The sequence below is a fragment of the Priestia sp. YIM B13490 genome, from assembly GCF_042787735.1.
Classification (GTDB): domain Bacteria; phylum Bacillota; class Bacilli; order Bacillales; family Bacillaceae_H; genus Priestia; species Priestia megaterium.
The window spans coordinates 890,385-912,898 of sequence record NZ_JBHZOT010000001.1 but is presented as its reverse complement, the minus strand read 5'-3'; the positions used below and the strand labels follow the sequence as shown (position 1 = coordinate 912,898).

Genomic DNA, 22,514 nt, shown 5'->3' with positions numbered 1-22,514 from the left:
TGTTGTTTTAACCCTCATCATGTGTTATGAATAGTATGTAGGTTTCATGATTTATTTTCGTAACTAAAAAAAGTTTGACAGTTAGAGGTACAAAAAATGACAAATCAGCAAGTAATACAGCAACAATTTTTAGATAAGTTCCTTGACTTTATCTTAGTAAAATGTCCAAACTGCGAACTATGTGCGCGAGTTGTAAAACTGGATAAAAAATTGAGCGGGTCAACGCACTCATGCACGTGTCCTCACTGCGGTTATCTAGACGTAACCAACGCTGATAGCCAAGGACCGTTAGAACTTTCTGAAGCAGTAGATCCTTTTTTTCAGCTTCCGCTTTACTTAGAAACGATATGCCCTGAACGTCGACTTTGGGCTTATAACTTAGATCACCTTCAGTATATTGAATCTTATATTGAAGTTAAAACATGCGGGGCTTGTTTCGACGAGCTGTCGGTTGAACATTCATTGCCAGATTGGGTAATTCATAAGCAAGAAGAAGCATTAAGCGAAATTCAACGTTTAAAAGATACCGTCTTTTGCACATTCAAATGAAGATAGAAAAGAAACGTTGCCGAAGAGGCAACGTTTCTTTTTTTACGAAGAACTTTCTTCGGTAAGTTTTCTTCGATAGTCTCCGGCCTTATCGAACTCTTTTGCGGTGCCGACGAAAAAGTAGGTTACCGTATGATTTTTGTTACCTTGAGTCGTTCCATGAATCATCTTCCCCTGCTTCAATTGCTTTCGCTCTCCATTCTTATTTACATAGAAATATTTATTTCTTGCCCAGCCGCCGCCGCTTAAAAGCGTTTTGGTTTTCCCGACTCCCTGGTCATTTACTTTAAATACAGTGTAGTCTCCTTCTGTCTTGCTGGGGTTTCCGTTATCTTTATCATATTCGACCATAACCCATCCTTTGTACCCTTCTGGTATAAGGAAAATGCTCGGTTGAGACGTTTCATCTGGGCGTCCACATCCAGCTGCGATTACAATCAATAAGCACAAAATAAGCCACCTTTTCACTTTTTCCAACTCCTTTCTTAATAAAAGACGTGCCTCTATACTGCTTTTAGTTTTTGTTGAAGGTGAGATTATATTCTTTTTGCATCCCTCAATTTTTTCCAGTTCACCCAGTCAAATATGCTATATTTACGTATTGTTTGTCACACACTATTAGCAGGCGTTTACAATTTACATGGGAGGATAACAAAAATGAGCTATGTTTTTTTATTTATTTTGCTCTTTGTCATTCCGCTTTACACACAGCAAAAAATTGTTCGTGCCGACCGTGAAAATACACGTACATTATTACTAAGTGAACACGAGCAATCTGGACATAAAAAAAGCGATTCCCCGTAAAACAGGAATCGCCTTCTTTTAATATGTTAAGCTTCCGGCTACAATAAGGCCGACGGCAACCGACGCTGCAAAAAGAGTTACTCCAACCGCTATATTTCCTTCTTCTACTTTTTTGGCTAGGCTCGTTTTAGGCGTCATGATAAATTCAATAATCCAATATGCCACTACTTGAGTAATGATACCTACTACTCCCCAAAGAGTTGCATCTACCAAATTTAAGCTGTTGCTCCATACAGTAAAAATGACAATAGCAAGCCCAATTCCTTTTCCCCATAACTTCAAAGCGACCGCCACATTGCCTTTTTTTATGAGTTCACGGTCATTAAATTTTGTTGTTAATTCAAATACCATAACTCCGATAAATAATAACCCTAACCCTACCGCTACGTGAGATAAAAAACTCCCTATACTAGCCCAATCAATCCATTGTGTCATTTTTATTCCCCTTTTCATTTTAATCCAATCGGCAAATAATACGATTCGTTATCCGTAATTTGATTTCCAGCTCGTATTCCTACTGCGCTTGCTTTTCCATTTAATAAAAAGCACCCGTACATGATATGAGCCTCTATTGTTTGCGTTTGAGTCTTCATCGTTGCAGTTGGCAAAGGAATAAACTGTTGATACACAGCCATGTATTCTTGATATGTCTTATGCTGATCTTCGTCTATTTTGATTCCGTCTTCATTATAAATTTCAACGGTATCTCCCTCACGACCAAAGGATGGTTTCTTCACAAATGCTTGTTTTCTTCCAATAAATGTATCTTCTTCTAAATACGTTGGTAAAAAGTATGTTTCAATGATGTGATGCTCTTCTTTAGTGAAGAAAGGATGATGTTGTTCATGCAAAGCCCAAATGAGTGCTTGCACGGCTTTGGACTGCAGCAAAAATGCAGAAGGCGGATTGATTATGGCTACTTGTTTTTGCTGTGCTAATGTTAAAAGCATGTGTCCGACTTTTTCATGCGTACTCGGATCTTCATCTTCAATTAAATGTTCAAGCGGATAAGTTTGGCGATAGAGTACGTCTATTTTTTGTCCATATTGATCATACACGCCCGCTTCTATATGTTCACCTTCTTCCACTGTAGAGGAAGGGACAATTCGAAGCTGCGATAATGGAACGTATGTAGCATCTACATCGGCTAGCTTCATTAAATAAAGAGTCGTTAACTTATCTTCTTCATGCGTATCGTGTGAAGAAAAAACGACGTTTGGATAGTTCGTTCTATCGAGCTCGTTATAAGCTTCAAAAATGGCGTGTTTTAATGCTAAAGCAAGCTTTTTTTCTTCAAGCTTATTAGGGTTTTGTACTTGAAAATGCCGACAGACTAACTCATTTACATGAAATAATTCTTTAATGAACGTAGGCGTATCCGCATTTAGTTCTAAAAGCTTGATTTGATCAGTCGTAACAGCAAAATCAAGGCGCGAAATCACACTTTCTGTTTCCATCGTTTTCAGTCGTAGGTACGGGAGGGTGTCTTTTGGAAATCCTAAAGAAAAAAGCGTCTGATCATCTAACGAACGAAGTAAAGGTGCAGTTTTAAAAAATAATTCACCAATTTGATTTGCAGCTTCTTTAATAGAATCAATGATATGAGAAGACTCTGTATGTACGTCATAAAGAGCATACTCTGTTCCGTATAAATCGTGCCAAAAATCTTCAATTTCTTTATAAAACATTTCTCGCTTTTCTTTATGCATTACCCGCCAAAACCGCCTTTAGAGCCGCTCCCAATTCCAGATTTATACGAGCTGCTTGATTTAAATGATTTATAGGCCGATGATGAGGTCAACTGTTTTTTAGAGCCGTAGTAGCGGCCTCCGTGATAATATGAGCCGCTGTGCGAAGAAGAAGAATCTGAACAGTAGTACGTTTGGGTATCTTCATCCCACTTCCACTTGTCACACGATTTATCTTTCGGTTTAGCTGGTCTTGCCTGATCAGTTGAACCACAGGCAACGAGCGATGTCATTAAAGCTGTGGTCAAAACCCCGGCCATCATTTTTTTTGTTTTTGACATTACGCCTTCTCCCCCTCATACGTTACGCCTGTTTTTGTTACATATAAACTGTACACGCTGCGATCTTCATCAATTTCCGCAGAGTCTCTTTCCCATTCCCATCCGTTGTAGTATGTATAAACTGTTCCGATATAGCTTAATACGTCCAAATGCGTATAAAATGAAGAGACGAATAAAATCGGATGTCCTCGAAGAGAATTCAGTTCGCGTACTTCTAACGTAATCTCTCTGTTATCGTCTTCTGCTTGCTCTTTCGGCCCATGTTCATGTTCTTTTACATAAATAATATGTATATCATCTTCGACTGCAGATGAAGTTTGTTTATACGCTACTCCTTCTTTAACAAAAAATTCGCATTCTCTTCTTGCTAAAATTTGTTCAAGTTCAATAGATTGATAGTGATAAATAGATACAAACGTATCATCAGGCTTTAGCAGTCGGTATTCTAACTTCCCCATTGTGCAACTCCTTTTGTGACTTTTTTGTGAACGTTCTTTAATAAATACGCACAGATTTTCAAAAAGTTTCAATTTTTCTCATATTAAAAGGCTTAGCTTTAAATAAGCTAAACCTTTATTTTTTTATCACATCTGTCACAACTTCATAACCGCCTGTGTATGGGTCGAATACATATTCAAGCATGCCGTTTCCACGATTGACTTTAAATAGATAACGGTATTTTTTAGGGCTGTCTTTTGCTGGATATACGTATTTTCCTTTTTGGAACTGACTTAGTAAGAGCTGTTCTCTTTGCGCAAGCATTTTTTTTGCTTCATTATAACCATACAGCGGGAGATTTTTGGCATAGAGAACCGGTACGAATACAAGCACAACGACTGAAATCGTAATAAGCCCTTGTTTGAACCACCGCATAAATCTCTTTGGATTTCGCGAAAGTAACATCGTGATGACAATTACTATTAACAAAGGAACAATATATACTTGAACATACGGAATGTTTGCAAATACAGGTCGATTAATCAATAAGACAATTACTTCGATAGCTGCTACTAATACTAAAATAAAATAGACCACTTACTCTTCACACCTCGACGATTCAATGAATTTTATATGTGTTAGAAAGTATTCCCACTCATGAATGAACTCGTCTATTGTATCATAAGACGCAAAAAAAATATCTACGCTTCTCTATTTTACGGAATTCAGATAATAAAAGAGATTGAGACATTAGGAAATCACCCCACTCTAAAGACGAACAAATGGGATAATGCGCTAATAGGGATCCCTTGTGACACCGCTGTTGATTTCCGTACAAGACTTCGCTTTTCGAGGGCGGTCGCTCCTGCCAGATCTCATCTGTTCCGCTTTTCACGCAGGAGTCCTCGCCTTGCCCTCCAGCCAACAGCTAGAGGCCACTACATACATGAAACTACCTTCACCCTAACCATAAAAAAATCTGAACGCATTTGATTCTCCATCAAGAATCAAACACGTTCAGATCTCCCTTTAACTAAGCTACTTTTATTCCATCCTCTTTATTACGAAACTTCTACGTTTCGATTTTGATTATATTTTTTCCCTTGTAACAGTGAGTAAATGATGGCTGCTGCCCACACAATAAGTATGAATACATATACAGCTATCTGAGTTGAGCTGCTGGATACCCATGTGTTTAAGAGTGTTCGAGCATTTGTTAAAATGATAAACCCACCAACAAGTGAACCAAGCAAGTGAGCCGGGATAATACGAACAAACCATGCAGCAATCGGAGCCGCGATAATTCCGCCAATCATAAGGGCGCCTACCCAGAACCAGTTTACCTGCTCCCAGCCAAGAGAAATTAAAAAGCCAAGTGTAGCCGAGACAGCAATAGCAAATTCACTTGTATCCACGGTTCCAACGACTTTCCGTGCTGTTGTGCCTTTTTTAGCTAGCAATACAGGCGTTGCTATCGGCCCCCAGCCGCCTCCTCCTGTAGCATCAGCAAATCCAGCAATTAATCCCAACGGAATGGACTGCTTCGTCGATAAAGGTTTGGTGCTCTTTTCTTCGTTTGTTTTAAACGTAAATAAAAAACGAAATAACACATAAACTCCTAGGAGCAATAAGAATGTTGAAACGTAAGGTCTTACTGCATCTCCGGGTAAATTACTTAGAAAGCAGGCTCCTACAAAAGCTCCGATGGAACCTGGGATAATTAGTTTTAACACCATCGATTTATCTACATTTCCAAATTTAATATGCGAAACACCCGAAGCTGCCGTTGTTACAACTTCTGCTAAGTGAACAGATGCGGAAGCCACAGCTGGTGCAATTCCAAACGTTAAAAGCAGCGTAGTTGATGTCACTCCGTATGCCATTCCGAGTGATCCATCAATTAACTGAGCTAAAAAGCCAATAAGTGCAAACGTAATTAACTTTTTCATGTTGTCCCTCCACTTTCATCTTCTGTTAGAAAGCACAAAAAGGCCTCCAACAGTTGTTTGCTAGAAGCCTTCGGTATGTCCGATCAGCTGTCCGTTTTATGAATAAGTTGTTTATATTGTAATCCTAACTATTCCTAGAAGTCAACTGTGTTTTTGGTTTTTCTTTTAGTCTATGTACGCTGCTTGGTTATAGTATCAGTAAAATAAAATTCTTCTTGTTAAGTCAACAACATAAAAACGACCGCTCACTTAATAAGGGCGGTCGTTTTTATGCGTATCTTGCCAGTGAGCTAGCACTTCAGGTGGCAAACTCACATCTTTATCTAATGACGTCACATCCATAGAAGCGGGCTCATCGCTATTTATCACTTTTTCTACCCAATCTGGCTGTACGACTAATGCTTGTTCAATCGTAATTAAAGCCAGACCTTGCTCAAAAGCTTCTGCTACTTCTGTTGCCGTAAGTCCTCCTGTACCCACAAGAGGGACCCGGTGATTGACGTGCTTAATAATCGAAGAAAGAAGTGAACGATTTTCTTCACTATTTAAGGTAGGTTCATGCAAAGCACTGATATGCAAATAATCAATTTCTGTATAAACAAGACGATCAATCCACTCAAATGTATCTTCCACTTTATTTCCTAAATAGCCTTTTTCTTTGGGCGCTAATGTATATCCCACAATAAATGGTTTGCCCGCATGTGTTGCTCGACGCGTCACTTCACGAATAACTTCAAGTGCAAAAGTGAAGCGGTTTTCTGCACTTCCACCATAAGAATCAATTCGTTCATTGGCTTGCCTTGACATAAACTGCTGCAGTAGACATTCATTTCCTCCGTCAATTTCTACTCCATCAAACCCTGCTTCCATAGCTCTGGTGGTAGCTTCGCCAAACGCTTGAACAATATAAGTTATATCGCGCTCGGTCATTTGAACAGGCTTTTTCCCTTTACGTTTATGAGGCTTTTCACTTGGGCTAATGGCTTGCCGTTTATTTTTCATTTCTACGCACTTTCTTCCCCCGTGCGATAGTTGAAGAATCGCTTTAGCTCCTCTCCTATGAATCATTTGAGTTAGTTGATGAAGCTTTCGTATGACCTGATCACGATGAATGCCGATTTGACCATGTGCTACTTGGCCATTTTCTGTGATAAACGCAGGGCCGACAATTACCGTACTGACGCCCCCTACTCGTTTTTCGTAAAAAGTCAGATCGATATCAGATATTTCTCCGTTTTCCCGTGAAGCGTATGTGAGGATAGGTCCCATTGCTAATCGGTTTTTCATCTCAAGAGCATCAACAAATTTAAAATGCTTAAATAATTTTTCATAGGCTGTCTTCAATTCATTCACACCTTTTTTCCTTAGCTTGCCCATCTAGAAGCCGAGTAGACATAGGCACAAAAAAAGAAATACCTTCGCCGGCATTTCTTTTTACGTTGTTTTTCTTATTTTTTTAATGGGGTAAAATACAAATTCGCTTTTTCCGACAATCCGTTTTTCATCGATGAGACCTAGACCGTTGCGGCTATCCATACTGTACAGACGGTTATCACCCATTACAAATACTTCGTTTTTAGGTATTTGAACGGGTTCAAAATCTCCCGTAAGCTCCATATCCATGTTATTGGCAATTTGACGATTCGTTTTTAAATAAGGTTCACTTACTTTTTTATCATCAATATAGAGCTGATCTTTTTTCATTTCGATTTTTTCACCTGGCAGACCGATTACTCTTTTTACATAATGCTTATTCTTAGCCTCATCTTTAATAATCACAATATCTCCGCGGCGAATATCATGGAGCGAATACGACAGTTTATTCACAAACAAACGCTCTCCGTTATGCAGCGTTGGGTTCATTGAAGCGCCTTCTACAATATACGGAGAAAATAAAAATGCGCGAATCATAAATACTAGAGCGATAGCGAAGATAATAGTTTTGAATATGCTGCGTAATTGATCGCTTTTTGTTTTTTCCGTAGTCAATATACTTTGTCTCCTTTGTACAGCTCACTTTTCTTATGTAAAAAAGCAAGAAACCTCTTACTTTAACACTTATTCTAACTTAACCATAGAAAGAACTGAAATCAAATGTTTTATGTTATGTAAAAAAAGAACCTCTAACAAATGTTAGAGGCTTACATTACGCAAGTTTCGTCTTTACATCTCTTATTATAACATTAATTATATAAAAAGAGACTACCTTTTATGTAAAAATTATGTTTTTTACGTAAACTTAACTAAATCTTCACATTTAAAGGCGCTTCTCCACGTATAAAAAGTTGGGAGATGCAATACTCTATAATCTCTCTTCGACGCACAAGTCCAACAAAAATGTTTTGGTCATCTACAACTGGTACAAAATTTTGTTCCGCCGCGCGTGACAAAATACTTTCCATTTTATCATGAATTATTTTACGGTATGTTTCCTCCGCCTCTTTTAGAAAAAAGCGTTCTTATCGAGGAGATAAGAACGCTTTTTTTAGCTCATTTTCTCAATTTCATTTACAAGAATTGAAATGGCATCCGTTTTTGTTGCTTCACGCATTGTACGCTTCATCGTACTTGCCTGCTGCTGAAGTTCATTTACTTCACGCAAAAACACTTCTTTTGTTAACTGTTCTTCTTCCACAACCATACAGTAGCCTTTTTTCTTAAAGGACTGTGCATTTAAAATTTGATCTCCCCGGCTTTGTGCTTTTGACAAAGGAATAATCATCATCGGTTTATGAAGGGCTAAAAACTCAAAGATAGCATTTGATCCGCCGCGTGTAATCACATAATCAGTGGCCGCTAGAACATCTGGAAGCTGTTCATTTACATATTCTAACTGACGGTAGCCTGACTCTTTTTCAAGGCTTGTATCAACATTACCTTTCCCGCACAGGTGTACAATTTGAAATTTCTTTTGCAGTTCAGGCAAGGACTCTCGAACAATTTCATTGATGCGACGTGCTCCTAAACTTCCGCCCATAATGGTTAAAATTGGGCGCTTATCATAAAAGCGAAGCCAGCTTTCCCCGTTCGCTGCGCTTCCGCTAAATAATTCTTTTCGAATAGGTGAACCAACAACCTGCACTTTTTCTTTTGGAAAATAGTTTGCCGCTTCATCAAAAGAAGTAAAAATTTTAGTTGCAAATTTCTGCGCAATTTTATTTGCCAGTCCCGGTGTTAAATCACTTTCATGAATGAACACGGGAATGTTTAGCGATTTAGCAGCCATTACAACAGGAACTGTGACAAAACCGCCTTTTGAAAACACAAGAGAAGGCTTTAACTTTTTCAGCACGCGACGTGCATCGCCAACTCCTTTTGCTACTCGAAATACATCTTTTACATTTTCCATATCTACGTATCGACGCAGCTTCCCGCTTGAAATCGCATGATATGGAACGTTTAATTTTGTAATTAATTCTTTCTCAATACCATTATGAGAACCGACATAATGGATATCCCATTTTTCACTGTCTAATTCTTTCATAATGGCAATGTTTGGTGTTACGTGTCCAGCTGTTCCGCCTCCGGTAAAAACGATAACTTGCTTACTCATTTTTTCTTCCTCTCTTTACTTCACTTAATCGATCTGTTTTGACATCAATTTTTATCTGATCTTTTTAGCATGCAATCTGACATGTAAAACGATGGTTTTATTATAGCATTTTTCTTTTTACATATGTATGATAAGGCGTATAAAAGCATGCTATACTTTTCATAGGGAGTGATGATAATGAACAAATCTGCACCTATAGTAAAAGGTGATACGGTGGATTCCGAAACGCGCTGTACACACTATCATACGGATAAAGATATTATTGCAATAAAATTTTATTGCTGTAATACATATTATCCATGCTATCAATGTCATAACGGATATGCTGATCATGATATTAAAAAGTGGCCAAAAGCTATGTTTAATGAAAAAGCTATTCTTTGCGGAGTATGTAAACATGAGCTATCAATTCATGAATATTTAACCTGTAACTCGACTTGCCCTCACTGTCGTTCTTCTTTTAATCCTGGATGCAGCCTGCATGGACACATTTATTTTGAACAAAAAAGCTGAACAAAACATTGTTCAGCTTTTAAAATAACTGCTCATCTATATTTATAATGGAAGGAAGCAGACCTGGGAACAATTCCTCAAGTTCTTCTAAACGCAAGGAATAATAGTGCTGCGTACCTTCTATACGTAGTTTGATAATTCCAGCTTCGCGAAGTACTTTAATATGATGTGATAGCGTTGATTTTGATACATTTAATTTTTGATAATACGAACAGGTCTGCTCCTTTCTTGTCGCTAAACACTGTACAATTCGCAGCCGGTTAGGATCACTCAACGCGTGTAAAATAGGCGTTAATTTAATTTCAGATTTCGGTGGTTGATAAGGTTTTCTCATGCTTAAAATATAACACAGCTTCTTTTGTGTATCAATGTTCGATAACTTTCGAACTAAATTCCTTGCACTGTTATTTAATCGATGTTATAGTTTCATTGTTCGATGATATTCGAACTTATCTTCATTTTAATCATAAATTGAATGAAAGATTAAAAACAAAACAAATAATATAAAGCACCATCATTATTAAAGGAGGAATCACCCATGATTCATTTACAAGCTTCAATGAAAGTTAACCCAGCAAAAAGAGAAGAATTTTTAGAAAACGTACAAGAACTAATTAAGCATTCTTTACAAGAAGAAGGAAACAGCAACTATCAACTATTTGAAGATGCTTTTACACCTAACACATTTATGATGATTGAAGAGTGGAAAAGCGAAGAAGCAATTCAAGCACACAATAAATCAGCTCACTTCCAAAGTTTTGTAGCATTTGCTCAAACTGGCGTACTTGTAGCACCTTTAGATGTAAAAACATTACAAGGTTAATCATAACTTCTTTGAAAGGATGACGCATCATGAATGAAGCAATTCGTACAATTCAAGATCATCGTTCTATCCGTCAGTATACAGACGAAGCAGTAAGTGACGAGCATTTAGATACGATTATTCAATCTGCTCAGTCAGCCGCTTCTTCTATTAATGGACAGCAAGTGACTATTATTAGCGTCCAAGATAAAGAAAAGAAGAAAAAACTTTCAGAGCTTGCCGGCAACCAAGCGTGGATTGACCAAGCTCCTCTATTTTTAATCTTTTGTGCAGATTTTAATCGTGCTAAGATTGCAGCTGAACTTAACGATGCCCCTCTTGGCGTAACCGATGGGCTTGAGTCAATTTTAGTCGGGGCAACTGATGCTGGAATTTCTTTAGAAGCCGCAACAGTTGCAGCAGAATCACTCGGTTTAGGTACAGTTCCAATCGGAGGAATTCGCAGAAAGCCGCTAGAAGTCATTGAACTGCTAGATTTACCGGAATACGTATTCCCAGTAAGCGGTCTTGTGGTTGGACATCCGGCAGATCATTCTGCGAAAAAACCTCGATTGCCACAAGCTGCTGTGCACCATCGTGAAAGCTATAATCACGACTTAAAGTCATTGATTCAAGACTATGATGCTGAAATGGCAGAGTATATGAAAAAGAGAACAAACGGTGCTGATGACCGCAACTGGTCACAAACTGTATCAGCTATTTATAAAACCATTTATTACCCAGAAGTGCGAGCGATGCTTGAAAAACAAGGATTTAAATTCGAATAACCAAAAGCTGCGATGAACATCGCAGCTTTTTTATCTACTTTAACAGCGTGCTGAATAGACTAAAAGTAATACTCGATAAATGAGGTGTTGATATGGAGTTTATTTTAATTTGTAATTTTCTTTTAAGCGCAACCGCAGCGTTTTTATTGGTGCCGGCTTTTACAAAAAAGCACACTCTTCACGTGACTTTACTTTCTCTCCTTTTCCTCCTTTCAATTGTTCCGACTTTTCTTCTTGCTAATCCACATATCGGCGTTTTACCTTGGGCTATTCGAGACGGTCTTCTATTGTTCGCTGCTTTCCTTTTCTTTTGTTTAACCTTCACTTCAAACAAATGGAAAACGCTTTTGTTTTTTCTTCTATTTTTACTGTCGATTGCTCCTCTTTCCTACGTCGTATATGATGACTTCACGCATACGTATATAGATGCCAATATTGGGCTTGGCCTAGGCTTTTTACTGACATGGCTCTTAACAGCTCTGTACAATATTTTGGCTATTCTTCGATTTTTTCGTCAGAAATCTCAGTAAACACATCAAAAGTTAACAAACAAACGAATAGTTGATTTTATTTAGTATACGCTAACAACTGCACAGTCCTTCTCTTTACATAAAGCTGTGTATACTAAAAAAGGAGTGATACTTGATGAAACGACTATTCGTAATGGCAGCAGTGATTGCCTTCTTGGCACTTAGCCGCATGTTAGTATTTGCCGCTGAAACACCTCCTGCTGCAGATGAGCGAACAGCTCAAAATGCAGAAGTTCGCATCGTTCATGCTTCACCGGATGCTCCGGCTGTAGACATTTTTGTGGATGACAAAGCTTTAGTAGAAGGAGCAAAGTTTAAAGATGTCGCCAACTCTTTGCCTTTGGCAGCCGGTTCTCATAAAGTAGAAGTATACGAAGCGAAGACAAAAGGGACAAAAGATTCCATCATCGAAGCTACCCTTGTTGTAGACGGCGGAAAATCGTATACAGTGGCCGCTATAAATAAAGCAGAAAACCTTGAACTACAAGCTTTCACGAATAATAAGCAAGGAATGGATGGAAAAGCAAGCTTACGTGTTGCTCATTTATCTCCTGATGCTCCTGCGGTAAACGTAGGTCCTAAAGGTGCTGCTCCTTTATTTAAAGATCTGTCTTTTAAAAGCATTTCAGGTTATCAAGTAGTAAATCCGGGTTCGTATGATCTATCTGTTTCCACGGCAGATGGAAAAGAAATACTAAGTCTTCCTGGAACAAATCTTCAAAGCGGTAAAAACTATACGGTTCTCGCAGTAAATACTGCTGACAAGCTTGAGACCATTGTTTTACAAGATAATTAATTAAAAAAAACGTCATTTCAATTGAAATGACGTTTTTTATAGACTGCGCTGAATGAATTCCTCTTTTTTGTACTCATAGGTAGAAATATCGTTCCACAGTCGTTTTGAAAGCTCGTATTTCATACCTTCATATTTTTTTCTAGCACGTTCGTTCGAGCGTAACTGCTCCCTGAAATTAATTCGTTCGTTCCAGTAAGGTGATTCACTGACCGTTACGTACACATGACTTCTTCTCGCATCATGTGGAATGAGTTTACGGGCATTTTTAGCTGTCATAATTGGAGGGTAGTGTGCAGCTGGAACGCCTTCTTTTAATAAGACAAACATCTCTTTTTCCGCTACATATACGTGAGATTTATTTTTTAATATAGCGCGCACTTCATTTATATCTTCTTCGCGTTTGACTCCGATTAAAATATCAACGATTGGTGAACCAGCTAATCCTGGAACGGACGTGCTTCCAATATGTTCGATGTCTACTGAAAAATCTTTTAGTGTATTAAGCAACGCTTCTTTTTCCATTTGATACAAAAGCGACCACTTTGTTTCATACTGAACAATCTTTCGCATATCAGTTTCCACCCTTTCACTTTTTTATACTGTACCATGTTTCAAAGTAAAAAGAAAGAATTTTCTAACTATTTACTTTTAGTTTATGCTACGAGCTTTATACTCCTCCAGACAGGCTTTGTATTATTTTATATATTTTTGTTATTTTTATTCTACATGTTTCATAATTGTGGATGTTTCCTCCTCCAAAAGATAGATACGCTTTTATTTTCTATCTCTCCTCTATCATATTCACACTCAGCTGTTTTATACTATTTTACGTTCTTACTAGTAGAAGACATATCCTCAAAATGTAGATGAACAAAGGATTAAAGGTCTTTAATATCGCTAAATTCCACCTTTAATATAATTATATTTTACATTAATGTAAAATTTTATCGTTAAGGATGGCAGATAGTTCAAATTCATTATACAATTGAATTTCGACATATAGTATGATGGATAATATCGGTATTATGAGATAATAGTAGATTTAACTCAAAATTTTGGACTATTTGCCGATATATGCTTTGTATACCAATAACCTTATGTTGAAATTTGTAATTTGCAAGGAGGAAAAAATGAATAAAAAACATGTCATGTACACAGCCGTTTCTTCTGTTCTTTTAAGCTCTTCATTGCTTTTGCATTCAATTGATGCAGATGCAGCTGAATCGGCCAAAGTAACTGCTACATCGTTAAATGTACGTGCAACGCCTAGTACAAGCGGTGCTATCGTTGGAAAAATAACGAAGGGAAACACCGTTGATATAGTAGATGAAAGCAAAGGATGGGCTAAAATTACCTATAACGGTAAAGAAGCTTGGATTTCATCTCAATACATAAATAAAACGCAAATAAACAGTACGTCTACCGCAAATTCGACATCGAAGTCAGCGGTCGTTAATGCCAGCTCATTAAACGTTCGTTCTTCTGCGAGCACAAGTGCCTCCATCGTGACGAACTTACCGCGCAATTCGAAAGTAACGGTGGTAAAAGAAAGCGGGTCTTGGTCACAGGTTAAAACGGCAAGCGGTCAAACGGGCTGGGTAGCAAGTCAGTACCTACAAGCAAGCTCCGGTTCTTCTACGCCGACTAATGACTCTGGTTCTACGGCAACCAAGCCAGCGGTCGTTAATGCCAGTTCATTAAACGTTCGTTCTTCTGCGAGCACAAGCGCGTCCATCGTGACGAACTTACCGCGAAATGCAAAAGTAACCGTGTTAAAAGAAAGCGGATCCTGGTCCCAGATTAAAACAGCAAGCGGCAAAACAGGCTGGGTGGCAAGTCAATACTTACAAACAGGTTCTGGACAGTCTTCACAAACAGCCCAGTCGATTCAAATTACAAAAGCTTCAAATTTACGCACTCAGCCGAGTTTAAGTGCTGGAATTATCCGTGTAGCAAAAGCAGGTGAAAGATTCAAAAAAGTAAACGAAACGAATGACTGGGTGCAAATTCAGTACTCTGCCAGTCAAACAGCATGGGTATCAAAAGGGTTAACAGCTGCGGCTGATTCTACAACTTCAGCTAGCTTGCCTTCCTCATCTGCTGCTTTAAAAGATAAAATTATTGTAGTAGACGCTGGGCACGGCGGATATGATCCTGGCACTTCAGGCAAGTCATCGATTGAGAAAAATTTAGCGTTAACAACAGCAAAACTTGTGGCAAGCCGCTTAGCTAATGCTGGAGCAAATGTATTTATGACGCGTTCAAACGATACTTTTATTTCACTGAGCGGACGGGTGAATGTTAGTGAAGCAAAGCATGCAGATGCATTTATCAGCATTCACTATAACGCGTCTACTTCATCTTCTGCAAACGGCATCGCATCATTTTATTACAGTGAATCTAAAGATAAAGAATTAGCAAAATACATTCAAGAAAGCATGGCTGAAAACGCGCCTTCTATGAAGGATATGGGGGTTCGTTTTGGAGATTATTATGTTACTCGAGAAAACAACCAGCGGGCTGTACTTCTTGAATTAGGCTTTTTATCAAATGCTCACGATGAGCAAGTTGTTTCTTCTAACGCGTATCAGCAGCAAATATCTACAGGTATTTACCAAGGGATTGCTCGATATTTTGCAGCTAATAAATAATAAAAGCCCTCATAATGAGGGCTTTTATACTACCAGCTTGCTTTTTTAACCCCTGGAATTTGTCCTTTGTAGGCCAATTCCCTAAACGCGATGCGTGACATTTCAAATTTTCTAAGATAGCCTCGCGGACGACCGGTAACGCGACAGCGATTATTTAAACGCGTTGGTGAAGAATCTCTAGGCAATTTTTTTAACGCTTCGTAATCTCCTTTTTCCTTCAGCTCCTGGCGTAATTGCGCATACTCCGCTACCATCTCTTGACGTTTTTGTTCTTTTACCACTTTTGATTTTTTAGCCAAACTCTTTGTCATCCTTTCGTTTTAATAATTTTTATTTGAAATACGTAATCATTACGATTTAATTATTTTGAGCAAGTTACTTTTTAAATTTAATCATATTTGCTTCATTTTTTCAACTTGTTTGCTTTCACGCTTAGATGTACTCTACCCCCACGCTGCTGTATAAACATAAAAAAAATTGTATGTCAAATGTAATTAATTCCTGCATCTCCTATATCATACAAAGAGCCCTACATATTCCATATTGTAGGAGGATTTGTATTTACAGATAATATTTCAATAATATTACAGTTCATTTACATATTAATAACTTCGACAAATTTAGCGGTTATCTAGTATATAATCATCTTAGAAATTCCAAAAATAATATTTTGCGTACTCAATAAAATATAAAAGTAAAGGTGATTAAAAAATGAAATCGACTGGTATTGTAAGAAAAGTAGATGATTTAGGTCGTATCGTAATTCCTAAAGAGTTAAGACGTGTTCTTGAAATAGATGTAAAAGATCCTGTTGAAATTTTTGTCGAAACAGATCGAATTATTTTAAAGAAATATGAGCCGAACGGTGCTTGTGCGATTACTGGCGAAGTATCTTCTGACAACGTAACAATCGCAGATGGCAAATTAACTTTAAGCCGCGAAGGTATGGAGTTATTGCTTGAAGAATTAAAACAACGTAATTTCTAATAAAAAGAAAAGCAGCTGCTCACATGCAGCTGTTTTTCTTTTTGTTAAAGTTTTTTCTTCGCTTTCTGATTTCCAGATGCTATACTCAGAAGCGAATACATAATAAAGGAGCCTTTTATCATGACAGTTGAACAAATGACTCATCACTTTTTAGCACATCGAAACGTAACTAATGAATTAATCAACAAAATTGAAGCAGATCACTACGAATACAAGCCTGCCCCGACATCTATGTCCGCTTTTGACTTATCTACGCATATTTTAACATCCTTTTATGCATTTGCATCAGTGGTAAAATCCGGTGATTTATCGCCACTTGGTCAAAAAGCTGATTTTAGCGGTAAGTCATTATCGGACCTTGCAGCTGAATATACCCAAAAAACAGTAGACGTATTACGTTCACTTAGCGAAGATGATTTAAACAAAACAATTGACGCCACTGCAGCGTTTGGAAGAAAGCTTCCTGGAAGTCAACTTTTACAAATGGCCATTGACCATGAAATTCATCATAAAGGAAATTTATACGTCTACGTACGTGAGATGGGTCATACGGATCTTCCCCTATTTGTTCAGTTTGGTTAAGTTAATGGTTATAAAATAGTTCGTGCTTGTAAGCGCCCAAGCTAGAAGTTTGGTGCGCTTTTTCTTTGCAGTTTTCGGCATAATAAGTAAGATATATGGTATAATTCTATCAATAACTTCATATCTACTATTCAAAGCTTGTTTCTTCTTATAAAACGATAGTCATCATCTTTTACAAAGGAGGAATCACTTCATGAGTCAAACTGTTAACCAACAAAAAATTGCTCAAGTGTATCATCTTCCGTTTGTTTCTTCATTTGGAGGAAGTGCTATGAACCTTCTTTCTCCTCAAGCTGGCGAACATATTTTAGATATTGGCTGCGGCACTGGCGAATTTATTTCGCAGCTCCATAAGCTTCATGTCCGTGCAACGGGCATCGATTGCTCTGAAAATATGATTGAACAAGCTCGTCATCAGTACCCGACTCTATCCTTTGAACAGTTAAATGCCCTTAACCTTCCTTATTACGAACAATTTGACGCAGTTTTTTCAAATGCAACTTTACACGACATCCATCCCCCTCACCTTGTCATTAAAAACATTTACAATGCTTTAAAACCAAACGGCCGATTTGTAGCAGAATTTTGGGGAAAAGGAAACATGGACGAAATTTTCACAGAAATCATTCGTCAATTTAAAACGTTTGATATCCCTTATAACGATGTAGATTTCCCATGGTACTTTCCTTCTGTAGCTGAATATTCTTCTCTTTTGGAATCACAGAATTTTCAAGTCACCACGGCTATTCACTACAGCCGTCCCTTCTTGTTAAAAGGGGAAAACGGCTTGCGTAATTGGCTGGAAACAAATGCAGCCCCTCTTTTTGCTCACGTGACGACAGAAACTAAAAATGTTCTCATTACGCGCTTAGAAAATCGAATGCAAGACAAACTATTTCAAAATGGATCTTGGCTAGCAGAAGCTAAACATATACGTGTACATGCTGTAAAACGAGATTAAAAAATGGACGTGATTCTATTCACGTCCATTTTCGTTAAAGTGCAGCCAATACCCTTTTCCTCGAATCACTTCGATTTCTAAATATGTTCCTATTTTTTTGCGAACCCGGTAAATCAGCGCATTCAGCTCTTCTGCTGCTACTAGAATTTCTCCATTTGACTCTACTCGTTCAGGCCAAACGCTTTTTTTTAATGCTTCTTTTGAAACAAATTGATTGTTGTATTCTAGAAGATAAGCTAAGCACGAGTATTCTTTATCTGACAGAATATACGTTTCCTCTTTTACTTTTACTTTCTGCAAAATTGGATCTAATGTGTAAAATGGCTTATTTATTTGTTTTAGCAAAGGTCCTAAATCGAGGGTTGCATCCATATCATCATTTCTAAATACTAAAGCTGCCTCCTCATTTGCTAAGGTAATGACATCCTGCTCTTTCAATAAACGAGGGGTTCCAGGCTGTAACTCTTCTCCGTTTACTTTTGTCCCGTGTTTACTAAACAAGTCTGTAATGAAAAAGGCATTGCTTTCGTACGTTACTTCAAAATGCTTGCGTGAAATGTAAGCACTTTGGAAGGCCAGATAAGGCTCCCATTCTTCACTGCTTCGTCCGATAATACAGGCTTTATCTTTTGGAATAGGCACGGAAGCTCCTTCATAAAAAGGAGCACCGTTCCGAATAATCAACATACCGTTCATTGTTTGCTCACACTCTTTTTTAAAATTTTCTGACTCTTATCATGTAATTATAACACTCACATTTATTGAGATTTCTTCCAACTTTGGATAACATCATAGTATAGTCAGTTATATGATAAAGGTTGTTGCCATGTAAGTAAACCTTTAGAGCAGTCCTTTTCTAACTGAAAAAATACGTATTCTTTGCCCTACTGTAACGGGGATACAATTTTTTTGTAAAATAGTTTGATTTTTAGTAACTTTGACATATGTTCTCTCTTTTTAAAGCGAAGTAAAATAGGAAAATACGTGAAATATTTACATAATGGAGGAAGACCAATGGGACGTTTGCCAAAAGATAGAGAAATTCAAGCGATTAAACGACGCGTTGCACTGGTATTGTTAATTATTGGATCATTTATTTTAACAGGTGCTAGCTTTAGCATTTATTGGTTTATGATGTTAAAAATATAAGATTTTTTTATAAAATAAAGAAAAAAGACATGGTTTTGTTCCCATGTCTTTTTTAGGTTTATTCTTTCTCAGACACTCCCGCAGATTGAAATGTGGCCATATTGGCAATCATCAGTGAAGCTGAGTGCAGCAGTGGAAATGTAACAGCAGCTCCACTTCCCTCACCTAAACGAAGATTGAGGTTGAGGAGCGGTTTCTTGTCAAGAAGCTTCATTGCACACGCATGACCTTGTTCAACAGATTCGTGACTAGCAAACATATAGTCTCTTGCTTGTGTATTGATTTCTGTCGCTAGAAGGGCTGCAACTGTACATATAAAACCATCTACTAAAATAGGAATACGGTGAGCAGCTGCCGCCAGCATAGCACCTGTCATCCCGGCAATTTCAAGCCCCCCTATTTTACTAATAATATCAATCGGATCCTGAGGGTTAATGTGCCTGTTTTGCAGCGCTTCTTCAATCACATTCACTTTGTGGCGCAGTTGTTCGTCAGAAATCCCTGTGCCCATTCCTGCAAGCTTAGAGACTTTTTCTCCTGTCAATACAGCTAAAATAGCCGTGCTTGATGTAGTATTTCCGATGCCCATTTCTCCTACAATCAAACATTTAATTCCTTGGGCAATAAGCTCTTCAGCTTCTTCATATCCGACTTGAACAGCCAGTTCTGCCTCACTGCGCGTCATCGCATCTTCTTTATAAAAACTTGCTGTGCCCAGCTTCACTTTGCGTTGTACAAGGTCCGTATGGGAAAGGTCAGAAGCAATTCCGATGTCAATCAGTTTGAACTGGGCATCTATTTGCTGACTAAACACGTTAATAGCTGCTCCTCCCTGCAAAAAATTCAGCGCCATTTGTGCCGTTACGTCTTGCGGATAAGCTGAAACTCCTTCTTTTACAATTCCATGATCGCCTGCAAAAACGAGGACTCCTGGCGGCGTGACTGTCGGAAAAACTTCCCCGGTCATGGCCGCTAATTCCACTGCTATTTCTTCGAGTCTTCCAAGGCTTCCTATCGGTTTGGTTAATGTATCAATATAGCGTGCCGCTTTTTCGCCAGCGCTTGTTTCAAGCGCTGGAATATAAACGTTTATCATATGTACAGCTCCTTTATTTCAGCAAATGTCTACCGTTTAATTTAACAGGATTTTGTTTATTCTGGCTAGTCTTTTTTAAAGTAGATAATTGGATAGAGTTCCCAAGACTTAGTTATACTAGTAAGAGTTGCGTATAGGCAGTATTTTGAAAGGAAAGATTTTATGACAACGAAACAGCACAAAAAGGAAAAGGCAGGTCGGCTCATTTATCGCTACATTATGATGTTAATTGGGGCTTCCTTGGCTGCCGTTTCTATCGAATTATTTTTAGTCCCAAATTCTGTAATTGATGGCGGTATTATCGGTATTTCTCTAATTTTAGTTTACTTAACGAAATTGCCGTTCAGTCTTCTTATCATCATCTTTAATCTCCCTTTTTTATATAGTGGATACAAACAAATTGGTCGTAACTTCTGCTTTTCATCTATGTTTGCAGTTGTTGCTTTATCCATTGTAGAATCTCAGTTGCACCATGTTCCAGCTGTAACATCTGAACCGCTTCTTGCTACTGTATTTGGCGGGCTGCTGTTAGGAGCAGGTGTAGGAACGGTCATCCGTCACGGCGGAGCGTTAGACGGAACTGAGATTTTAGGTATTTTATTAACAAAAAAAATCCCGTTTTCTGTGGGCGAATTTGTGATGTTTTTAAATATCTTCATTTTTGCTTGGGCAGGTTTTGTGCTAGGTTGGGAACAGGCCATGTACTCGATCCTTACGTACTATATTGCTTCTAAAACAATCGATGCGATTATTCAAGGACTTGATGAAACAAAAGCAGCCTTTATTGTTTCAAATCACTATGAAGAGCTATCAGATGCTATTACGCATCGTCTAGGCCGTGGTGTGACGAAACTGTATGGTAAAGGCGGATTTGAAGGTACGGAAAAAGAAGTCATATACGTAGTGGTGACGCGTTTAGAAATTACCAAGCTTAAAACCATTATTTCCGAAATAGATCCGCATGCCTTTACAACCATTATGGATACCCAAGAAGCGCATGGCGGCAAATTCAAATCAGCCATCCACTAACTTATACATAAGCGTGGATTTCTCTGAGCATGCTAATAGCTGACTACCGGTAAAGGAGATCACCACTATGAAAGAACAAATGTCCAACTTATTTCACCAATTAAAACAGTCGGTTTCCGATGTATCTGATAAGTTATATGACAAAGTACATACGCTGCAATCATCACCAGGAGTGAGTGTGTTTGAACTGTATGAATGGATTAAAGAAAATCCAAGCACAAGCGTACAAAAGCAAACGCTGCTCGGGATTTCGTACTCTTTTTATACACTGCGCACAGACGGGGTTTTTTTCTATATGGAAACGAAATATGATTATTTACTTTACATGACTATTTATAGTCCAACACGTCATTATTTCACCTATCATTCTTACAGAGGTTCTTTATCAACAGTGACTCCCTTGAAGTTTCCTATTACTAAATAATAAAAAGCTCCTCAATCGAGGAGCTTTCTTTATATGGTTATCTTCCTTTTCGGACTTTAAAGATAAACAGCGCAAGTAAAAAACCGCCCGTCGCAGTTACTATTTTCCACGCGTTTAAGATTGGATTTTTTTTCAAGGTCCTGCTCCTTCCTTGCGGCTATACTAAAAATAGGATGGCCGCCTTTCAAACAGCTAGTCCAACTTCCCCCTACTATTGATACGATCATCTAACATATAGCCCACCGACATTTTCATCAATTTCACTTTTCATACTATAACATATTTTTGCCATTTAGTAGAAGTCTTAAAAGTAAAAGCTGCACTTCTCTTAAAAAAAACGATATTGAACCCCTGCATTTTCTTTACCGTTCATTTTTTGATAAAGGTTTTGAGCCACTTTATTTTCACTGCTGCACTCAGCGGTCATCCCTGCAAACTCATACTTTTGAGAATAGGCCAGGCAGATCTTAAACAAACGTTCACCAATTTTATTTCCTCTGTTTAAAGGAGATACGTACAAGTCTTTTAAGACGGCTGTTTCTTTAAAATAATAGGTGTTCCACGATAGGTACACCGTCGCAAAACCTACTAGTTTCCCTTCCAATTCAGCAACAAACTGGATACCATAGGAAGGATTATTCAATAAGCGCTTAATATGTAAAGTTAAAGCTTTCCTGGAAGGGGCAGGCTGCTCACAGAATTTCACTATATATTCTTGCATTAACGTAGCCAGTCGCTCTCGATCAGTTTCAACCGCCTGTCGAATGACAACCATTTAATCACTCCTTTTAGCTCAACGCTCTTAACATAATTCGATAGCCATACTCTTTTTCCTTTCGTTTTCGTGAAAAGCTCTCTACTTTTACACAAGGGGTATTTAAAGC

The 22,514-nt window shown here is 38.1% G+C and carries 30 protein-coding genes; 14 read left to right on the top strand and 16 right to left on the bottom strand.

Annotation, left to right across the window (positions count from 1 at the left end; translation table 11 throughout):
* Positions 1–96 precede the first annotated feature (96 nt).
* On the top strand, positions 97–549 hold the full coding sequence (locus ACFX4R_RS05225; protein ID WP_013083800.1) for a hypothetical protein: 453 nt from the start codon (positions 97–99) through the stop codon (positions 547–549).
* A gap of 42 nt (positions 550–591) precedes the next feature.
* On the opposite strand, the gene ACFX4R_RS05220 is transcribed toward ACFX4R_RS05225, so the two are convergent.
* Positions 592–1,017: a DUF6843 domain-containing protein gene (locus ACFX4R_RS05220; protein ID WP_025751186.1), complete on the bottom strand. Its 426-nt coding sequence runs from the start codon at positions 1,015–1,017 to the stop codon at positions 592–594.
* Positions 1,018–1,206: 189 nt separating this feature from the next.
* On the opposite strand from ACFX4R_RS05220, the gene ACFX4R_RS05215 reads away from it, so the two are divergent.
* Positions 1,207–1,353 carry a hypothetical protein gene (locus ACFX4R_RS05215; RefSeq protein ID WP_016764718.1) on the top strand — a complete coding sequence of 49 codons (147 nt, stop codon included), beginning with the start codon at positions 1,207–1,209 and terminating at the stop codon, positions 1,351–1,353.
* Between the two features lie 18 nt (positions 1,354–1,371).
* Here the strand turns inward: ACFX4R_RS05215 and ACFX4R_RS05210 are convergent, their stop codons facing one another.
* From ACFX4R_RS05210 to ACFX4R_RS05170, 9 genes are all read right to left on the bottom strand, one after another.
* Positions 1,372–1,788 carry a DUF350 domain-containing protein gene (locus ACFX4R_RS05210; protein WP_013083802.1) on the bottom strand — a complete coding sequence of 139 codons (417 nt, stop codon included), beginning with the start codon at positions 1,786–1,788 and terminating at the stop codon, positions 1,372–1,374.
* 14 nt (positions 1,789–1,802) lie between these two features.
* Entirely contained in the window at positions 1,803–3,062 is a 1,260-nt protein-coding gene (locus ACFX4R_RS05205) for a glutathionylspermidine synthase family protein (RefSeq protein WP_165574966.1), read from the bottom strand.
* On the bottom strand, positions 3,062–3,382 hold the full coding sequence (locus ACFX4R_RS05200; RefSeq protein WP_013057715.1) for a hypothetical protein: 321 nt from the start codon (positions 3,380–3,382) through the stop codon (positions 3,062–3,064). Before ACFX4R_RS05200 ends, ACFX4R_RS05205 begins: the two co-directional genes overlap by 1 nt.
* Entirely contained in the window at positions 3,382–3,840 is a 459-nt protein-coding gene (locus ACFX4R_RS05195; RefSeq protein ID WP_237074429.1) for a hypothetical protein, read from the bottom strand. The genes ACFX4R_RS05200 and ACFX4R_RS05195 overlap by 1 nt, the downstream gene beginning before the upstream one ends.
* A 115-nt stretch (positions 3,841–3,955) precedes the next feature.
* On the bottom strand, positions 3,956–4,417 hold the full coding sequence (locus ACFX4R_RS05190) for a hypothetical protein (RefSeq protein ID WP_013083806.1): 462 nt from the start codon (positions 4,415–4,417) through the stop codon (positions 3,956–3,958).
* 464 nt (positions 4,418–4,881) lie between these two features.
* A complete protein-coding gene (locus tag ACFX4R_RS05185) occupies positions 4,882–5,769 on the bottom strand; it encodes a sulfite exporter TauE/SafE family protein (protein ID WP_043981491.1) in 888 nt (295 codons plus the stop codon).
* Positions 5,770–6,018: 249 nt separating this feature from the next.
* A complete protein-coding gene (locus tag ACFX4R_RS05180; protein ID WP_237074428.1) occupies positions 6,019–7,122 on the bottom strand; it encodes an oxidoreductase in 1,104 nt (367 codons plus the stop codon).
* An 81-nt stretch (positions 7,123–7,203) separates the two neighbouring features.
* A complete protein-coding gene (lepB, locus tag ACFX4R_RS05175) occupies positions 7,204–7,758 on the bottom strand; it encodes a signal peptidase I (protein ID WP_013057720.1) in 555 nt (184 codons plus the stop codon).
* Between the two features lie 496 nt (positions 7,759–8,254).
* Positions 8,255–9,322 (bottom strand): undecaprenyldiphospho-muramoylpentapeptide beta-N-acetylglucosaminyltransferase, encoded by a 1,068-nt coding sequence (locus tag ACFX4R_RS05170; protein WP_013057726.1) that lies wholly within the window; start codon positions 9,320–9,322, stop codon positions 8,255–8,257.
* A 177-nt stretch (positions 9,323–9,499) separates the two neighbouring features.
* Here ACFX4R_RS05170 and ACFX4R_RS05165 point away from each other — a divergent pair, with 177 nt between their 5' ends.
* Complete coding sequence (locus tag ACFX4R_RS05165) at positions 9,500–9,835, top strand: CHY zinc finger protein (protein ID WP_016764731.1); 336 nt, start codon at positions 9,500–9,502, stop codon at positions 9,833–9,835.
* A 19-nt stretch (positions 9,836–9,854) separates the two neighbouring features.
* Here the strand turns inward: ACFX4R_RS05165 and ACFX4R_RS05160 are convergent, their stop codons facing one another.
* On the bottom strand, positions 9,855–10,169 hold the full coding sequence (locus ACFX4R_RS05160) for an ArsR/SmtB family transcription factor (protein WP_013083811.1): 315 nt from the start codon (positions 10,167–10,169) through the stop codon (positions 9,855–9,857).
* Positions 10,170–10,373: 204 nt separating this feature from the next.
* On the opposite strand from ACFX4R_RS05160, the gene ACFX4R_RS05155 reads away from it, so the two are divergent.
* The 4 genes from ACFX4R_RS05155 to ACFX4R_RS05140 all read left to right on the top strand — a co-directional run bounded on the left by ACFX4R_RS05155 (position 10,374) and on the right by ACFX4R_RS05140 (position 12,751).
* A complete protein-coding gene (locus tag ACFX4R_RS05155) occupies positions 10,374–10,658 on the top strand; it encodes a putative quinol monooxygenase (RefSeq protein WP_013057729.1) in 285 nt (94 codons plus the stop codon).
* Between the two features lie 29 nt (positions 10,659–10,687).
* Positions 10,688–11,425 (top strand): oxygen-insensitive NADPH nitroreductase, encoded by a 738-nt coding sequence (gene nfsA, locus ACFX4R_RS05150; protein WP_016764733.1) that lies wholly within the window; start codon positions 10,688–10,690, stop codon positions 11,423–11,425.
* A 92-nt stretch (positions 11,426–11,517) separates the two neighbouring features.
* Positions 11,518–11,955: a hypothetical protein gene (locus tag ACFX4R_RS05145; RefSeq protein WP_016764734.1), complete on the top strand. Its 438-nt coding sequence runs from the start codon at positions 11,518–11,520 to the stop codon at positions 11,953–11,955.
* Between the two features lie 115 nt (positions 11,956–12,070).
* Complete coding sequence (locus tag ACFX4R_RS05140; protein ID WP_165574963.1) at positions 12,071–12,751, top strand: DUF4397 domain-containing protein; 681 nt, start codon at positions 12,071–12,073, stop codon at positions 12,749–12,751.
* Between the two features lie 36 nt (positions 12,752–12,787).
* On the opposite strand, the gene ACFX4R_RS05135 is transcribed toward ACFX4R_RS05140, so the two are convergent.
* On the bottom strand, positions 12,788–13,321 hold the full coding sequence (locus tag ACFX4R_RS05135; protein WP_013083815.1) for a GrpB family protein: 534 nt from the start codon (positions 13,319–13,321) through the stop codon (positions 12,788–12,790).
* A 560-nt stretch (positions 13,322–13,881) separates the two neighbouring features.
* Between ACFX4R_RS05135 and ACFX4R_RS05130 the strand changes: the two genes are divergently transcribed.
* Positions 13,882–15,402 (top strand): N-acetylmuramoyl-L-alanine amidase family protein, encoded by a 1,521-nt coding sequence (locus tag ACFX4R_RS05130; RefSeq protein ID WP_377569028.1) that lies wholly within the window; start codon positions 13,882–13,884, stop codon positions 15,400–15,402.
* 29 nt (positions 15,403–15,431) lie between these two features.
* Here ACFX4R_RS05130 and rpsN read toward each other — a convergent pair whose 3' ends face one another.
* Positions 15,432–15,701, bottom strand: coding sequence for a 30S ribosomal protein S14 (gene rpsN, locus ACFX4R_RS05125; RefSeq protein ID WP_043981488.1), 270 nt, complete (start codon positions 15,699–15,701; stop codon positions 15,432–15,434).
* Positions 15,702–16,113: 412 nt separating this feature from the next.
* On the opposite strand from rpsN, the gene ACFX4R_RS05120 reads away from it, so the two are divergent.
* The 3 genes from ACFX4R_RS05120 (at position 16,114) to ACFX4R_RS05110 (ending at position 17,932) form a co-directional block, all read left to right on the top strand.
* Positions 16,114–16,389, top strand: a complete 276-nt coding sequence (locus ACFX4R_RS05120) for an AbrB/MazE/SpoVT family DNA-binding domain-containing protein (RefSeq protein WP_013057736.1) — start codon at positions 16,114–16,116, stop codon at positions 16,387–16,389.
* 120 nt (positions 16,390–16,509) lie between these two features.
* On the top strand, positions 16,510–16,971 hold the full coding sequence (locus tag ACFX4R_RS05115) for a DinB family protein (RefSeq protein ID WP_098965111.1): 462 nt from the start codon (positions 16,510–16,512) through the stop codon (positions 16,969–16,971).
* Between the two features lie 193 nt (positions 16,972–17,164).
* The gene (locus tag ACFX4R_RS05110) at positions 17,165–17,932 is read left to right on the top strand and encodes a class I SAM-dependent methyltransferase (protein WP_043981486.1); all 768 of its coding nucleotides are present in this window, start codon (positions 17,165–17,167) and stop codon (positions 17,930–17,932) included.
* 15 nt (positions 17,933–17,947) lie between these two features.
* Here ACFX4R_RS05110 and ACFX4R_RS05105 read toward each other — a convergent pair whose 3' ends face one another.
* Positions 17,948–18,628, bottom strand: coding sequence for an FHA domain-containing protein (locus tag ACFX4R_RS05105; RefSeq protein WP_043981485.1), 681 nt, complete (start codon positions 18,626–18,628; stop codon positions 17,948–17,950).
* Positions 18,629–18,946: 318 nt separating this feature from the next.
* Between ACFX4R_RS05105 and ACFX4R_RS05100 the strand changes: the two genes are divergently transcribed.
* Positions 18,947–19,081, top strand: coding sequence for a hypothetical protein (locus tag ACFX4R_RS05100; RefSeq protein WP_013057740.1), 135 nt, complete (start codon positions 18,947–18,949; stop codon positions 19,079–19,081).
* A gap of 58 nt (positions 19,082–19,139) precedes the next feature.
* Here the strand turns inward: ACFX4R_RS05100 and cobT are convergent, their stop codons facing one another.
* A complete protein-coding gene (gene cobT, locus ACFX4R_RS05095; RefSeq protein ID WP_237074425.1) occupies positions 19,140–20,177 on the bottom strand; it encodes a nicotinate-nucleotide--dimethylbenzimidazole phosphoribosyltransferase in 1,038 nt (345 codons plus the stop codon).
* 162 nt (positions 20,178–20,339) lie between these two features.
* Between cobT and ACFX4R_RS05090 the strand changes: the two genes are divergently transcribed.
* Both ACFX4R_RS05090 and ACFX4R_RS05085 read left to right on the top strand, forming a co-directional pair.
* Positions 20,340–21,206 (top strand): YitT family protein, encoded by an 867-nt coding sequence (locus ACFX4R_RS05090; protein WP_013057742.1) that lies wholly within the window; start codon positions 20,340–20,342, stop codon positions 21,204–21,206.
* Between the two features lie 67 nt (positions 21,207–21,273).
* Positions 21,274–21,630, top strand: a complete 357-nt coding sequence (locus ACFX4R_RS05085; RefSeq protein WP_377569024.1) for a hypothetical protein — start codon at positions 21,274–21,276, stop codon at positions 21,628–21,630.
* 328 nt (positions 21,631–21,958) lie between these two features.
* On the opposite strand, the gene ACFX4R_RS05080 is transcribed toward ACFX4R_RS05085, so the two are convergent.
* Positions 21,959–22,405 carry a GNAT family N-acetyltransferase gene (locus ACFX4R_RS05080; RefSeq protein WP_162214534.1) on the bottom strand — a complete coding sequence of 149 codons (447 nt, stop codon included), beginning with the start codon at positions 22,403–22,405 and terminating at the stop codon, positions 21,959–21,961.
* Positions 22,406–22,514: the final 109 nt, after the last annotated feature.

Bases quoted from the DNA above. Each gene is read 5' to 3' on its own strand.
- ACFX4R_RS05225 (WP_013083800.1), top strand. From the start codon at position 97: ATGACAAATCAGCAAGTAATACAGCAACAATTTTTAGATAAGTTCCTT.
- ACFX4R_RS05215 (WP_016764718.1), top strand. From the start codon at position 1,207: ATGAGCTATGTTTTTTTATTTATTTTGCTCTTTGTCATTCCGCTTTAC.
- ACFX4R_RS05210 (WP_013083802.1), bottom strand. From the start codon at position 1,788: ATGACACAATGGATTGATTGGGCTAGTATAGGGAGTTTTTTATCTCAC.
- ACFX4R_RS05205 (WP_165574966.1), bottom strand. From the start codon at position 3,062: ATGCATAAAGAAAAGCGAGAAATGTTTTATAAAGAAATTGAAGATTTT.
- ACFX4R_RS05200 (WP_013057715.1), bottom strand. From the start codon at position 3,382: ATGTCAAAAACAAAAAAAATGATGGCCGGGGTTTTGACCACAGCTTTA.
- ACFX4R_RS05195 (WP_237074429.1), bottom strand. From the start codon at position 3,840: ATGGGGAAGTTAGAATACCGACTGCTAAAGCCTGATGATACGTTTGTA.
- ACFX4R_RS05185 (WP_043981491.1), bottom strand. From the start codon at position 5,769: ATGAAAAAGTTAATTACGTTTGCACTTATTGGCTTTTTAGCTCAGTTA.
- ACFX4R_RS05170 (WP_013057726.1), bottom strand. From the start codon at position 9,322: ATGAGTAAGCAAGTTATCGTTTTTACCGGAGGCGGAACAGCTGGACAC.
- ACFX4R_RS05165 (WP_016764731.1), top strand. From the start codon at position 9,500: ATGAACAAATCTGCACCTATAGTAAAAGGTGATACGGTGGATTCCGAA.
- ACFX4R_RS05160 (WP_013083811.1), bottom strand. From the start codon at position 10,169: ATGAGAAAACCTTATCAACCACCGAAATCTGAAATTAAATTAACGCCT.
- ACFX4R_RS05155 (WP_013057729.1), top strand. From the start codon at position 10,374: ATGATTCATTTACAAGCTTCAATGAAAGTTAACCCAGCAAAAAGAGAA.
- nfsA (WP_016764733.1), top strand. From the start codon at position 10,688: ATGAATGAAGCAATTCGTACAATTCAAGATCATCGTTCTATCCGTCAG.
- ACFX4R_RS05145 (WP_016764734.1), top strand. From the start codon at position 11,518: ATGGAGTTTATTTTAATTTGTAATTTTCTTTTAAGCGCAACCGCAGCG.
- ACFX4R_RS05140 (WP_165574963.1), top strand. From the start codon at position 12,071: ATGAAACGACTATTCGTAATGGCAGCAGTGATTGCCTTCTTGGCACTT.
- ACFX4R_RS05135 (WP_013083815.1), bottom strand. From the start codon at position 13,321: ATGCGAAAGATTGTTCAGTATGAAACAAAGTGGTCGCTTTTGTATCAA.
- ACFX4R_RS05130 (WP_377569028.1), top strand. From the start codon at position 13,882: ATGAATAAAAAACATGTCATGTACACAGCCGTTTCTTCTGTTCTTTTA.
- ACFX4R_RS05120 (WP_013057736.1), top strand. From the start codon at position 16,114: ATGAAATCGACTGGTATTGTAAGAAAAGTAGATGATTTAGGTCGTATC.
- ACFX4R_RS05115 (WP_098965111.1), top strand. From the start codon at position 16,510: ATGACAGTTGAACAAATGACTCATCACTTTTTAGCACATCGAAACGTA.
- ACFX4R_RS05110 (WP_043981486.1), top strand. From the start codon at position 17,165: ATGAGTCAAACTGTTAACCAACAAAAAATTGCTCAAGTGTATCATCTT.
- ACFX4R_RS05105 (WP_043981485.1), bottom strand. From the start codon at position 18,628: ATGAACGGTATGTTGATTATTCGGAACGGTGCTCCTTTTTATGAAGGA.
- ACFX4R_RS05100 (WP_013057740.1), top strand. From the start codon at position 18,947: ATGGGACGTTTGCCAAAAGATAGAGAAATTCAAGCGATTAAACGACGC.
- cobT (WP_237074425.1), bottom strand. From the start codon at position 20,177: ATGATAAACGTTTATATTCCAGCGCTTGAAACAAGCGCTGGCGAAAAA.
- ACFX4R_RS05090 (WP_013057742.1), top strand. From the start codon at position 20,340: ATGACAACGAAACAGCACAAAAAGGAAAAGGCAGGTCGGCTCATTTAT.
- ACFX4R_RS05085 (WP_377569024.1), top strand. From the start codon at position 21,274: ATGAAAGAACAAATGTCCAACTTATTTCACCAATTAAAACAGTCGGTT.
- ACFX4R_RS05080 (WP_162214534.1), bottom strand. From the start codon at position 22,405: ATGGTTGTCATTCGACAGGCGGTTGAAACTGATCGAGAGCGACTGGCT.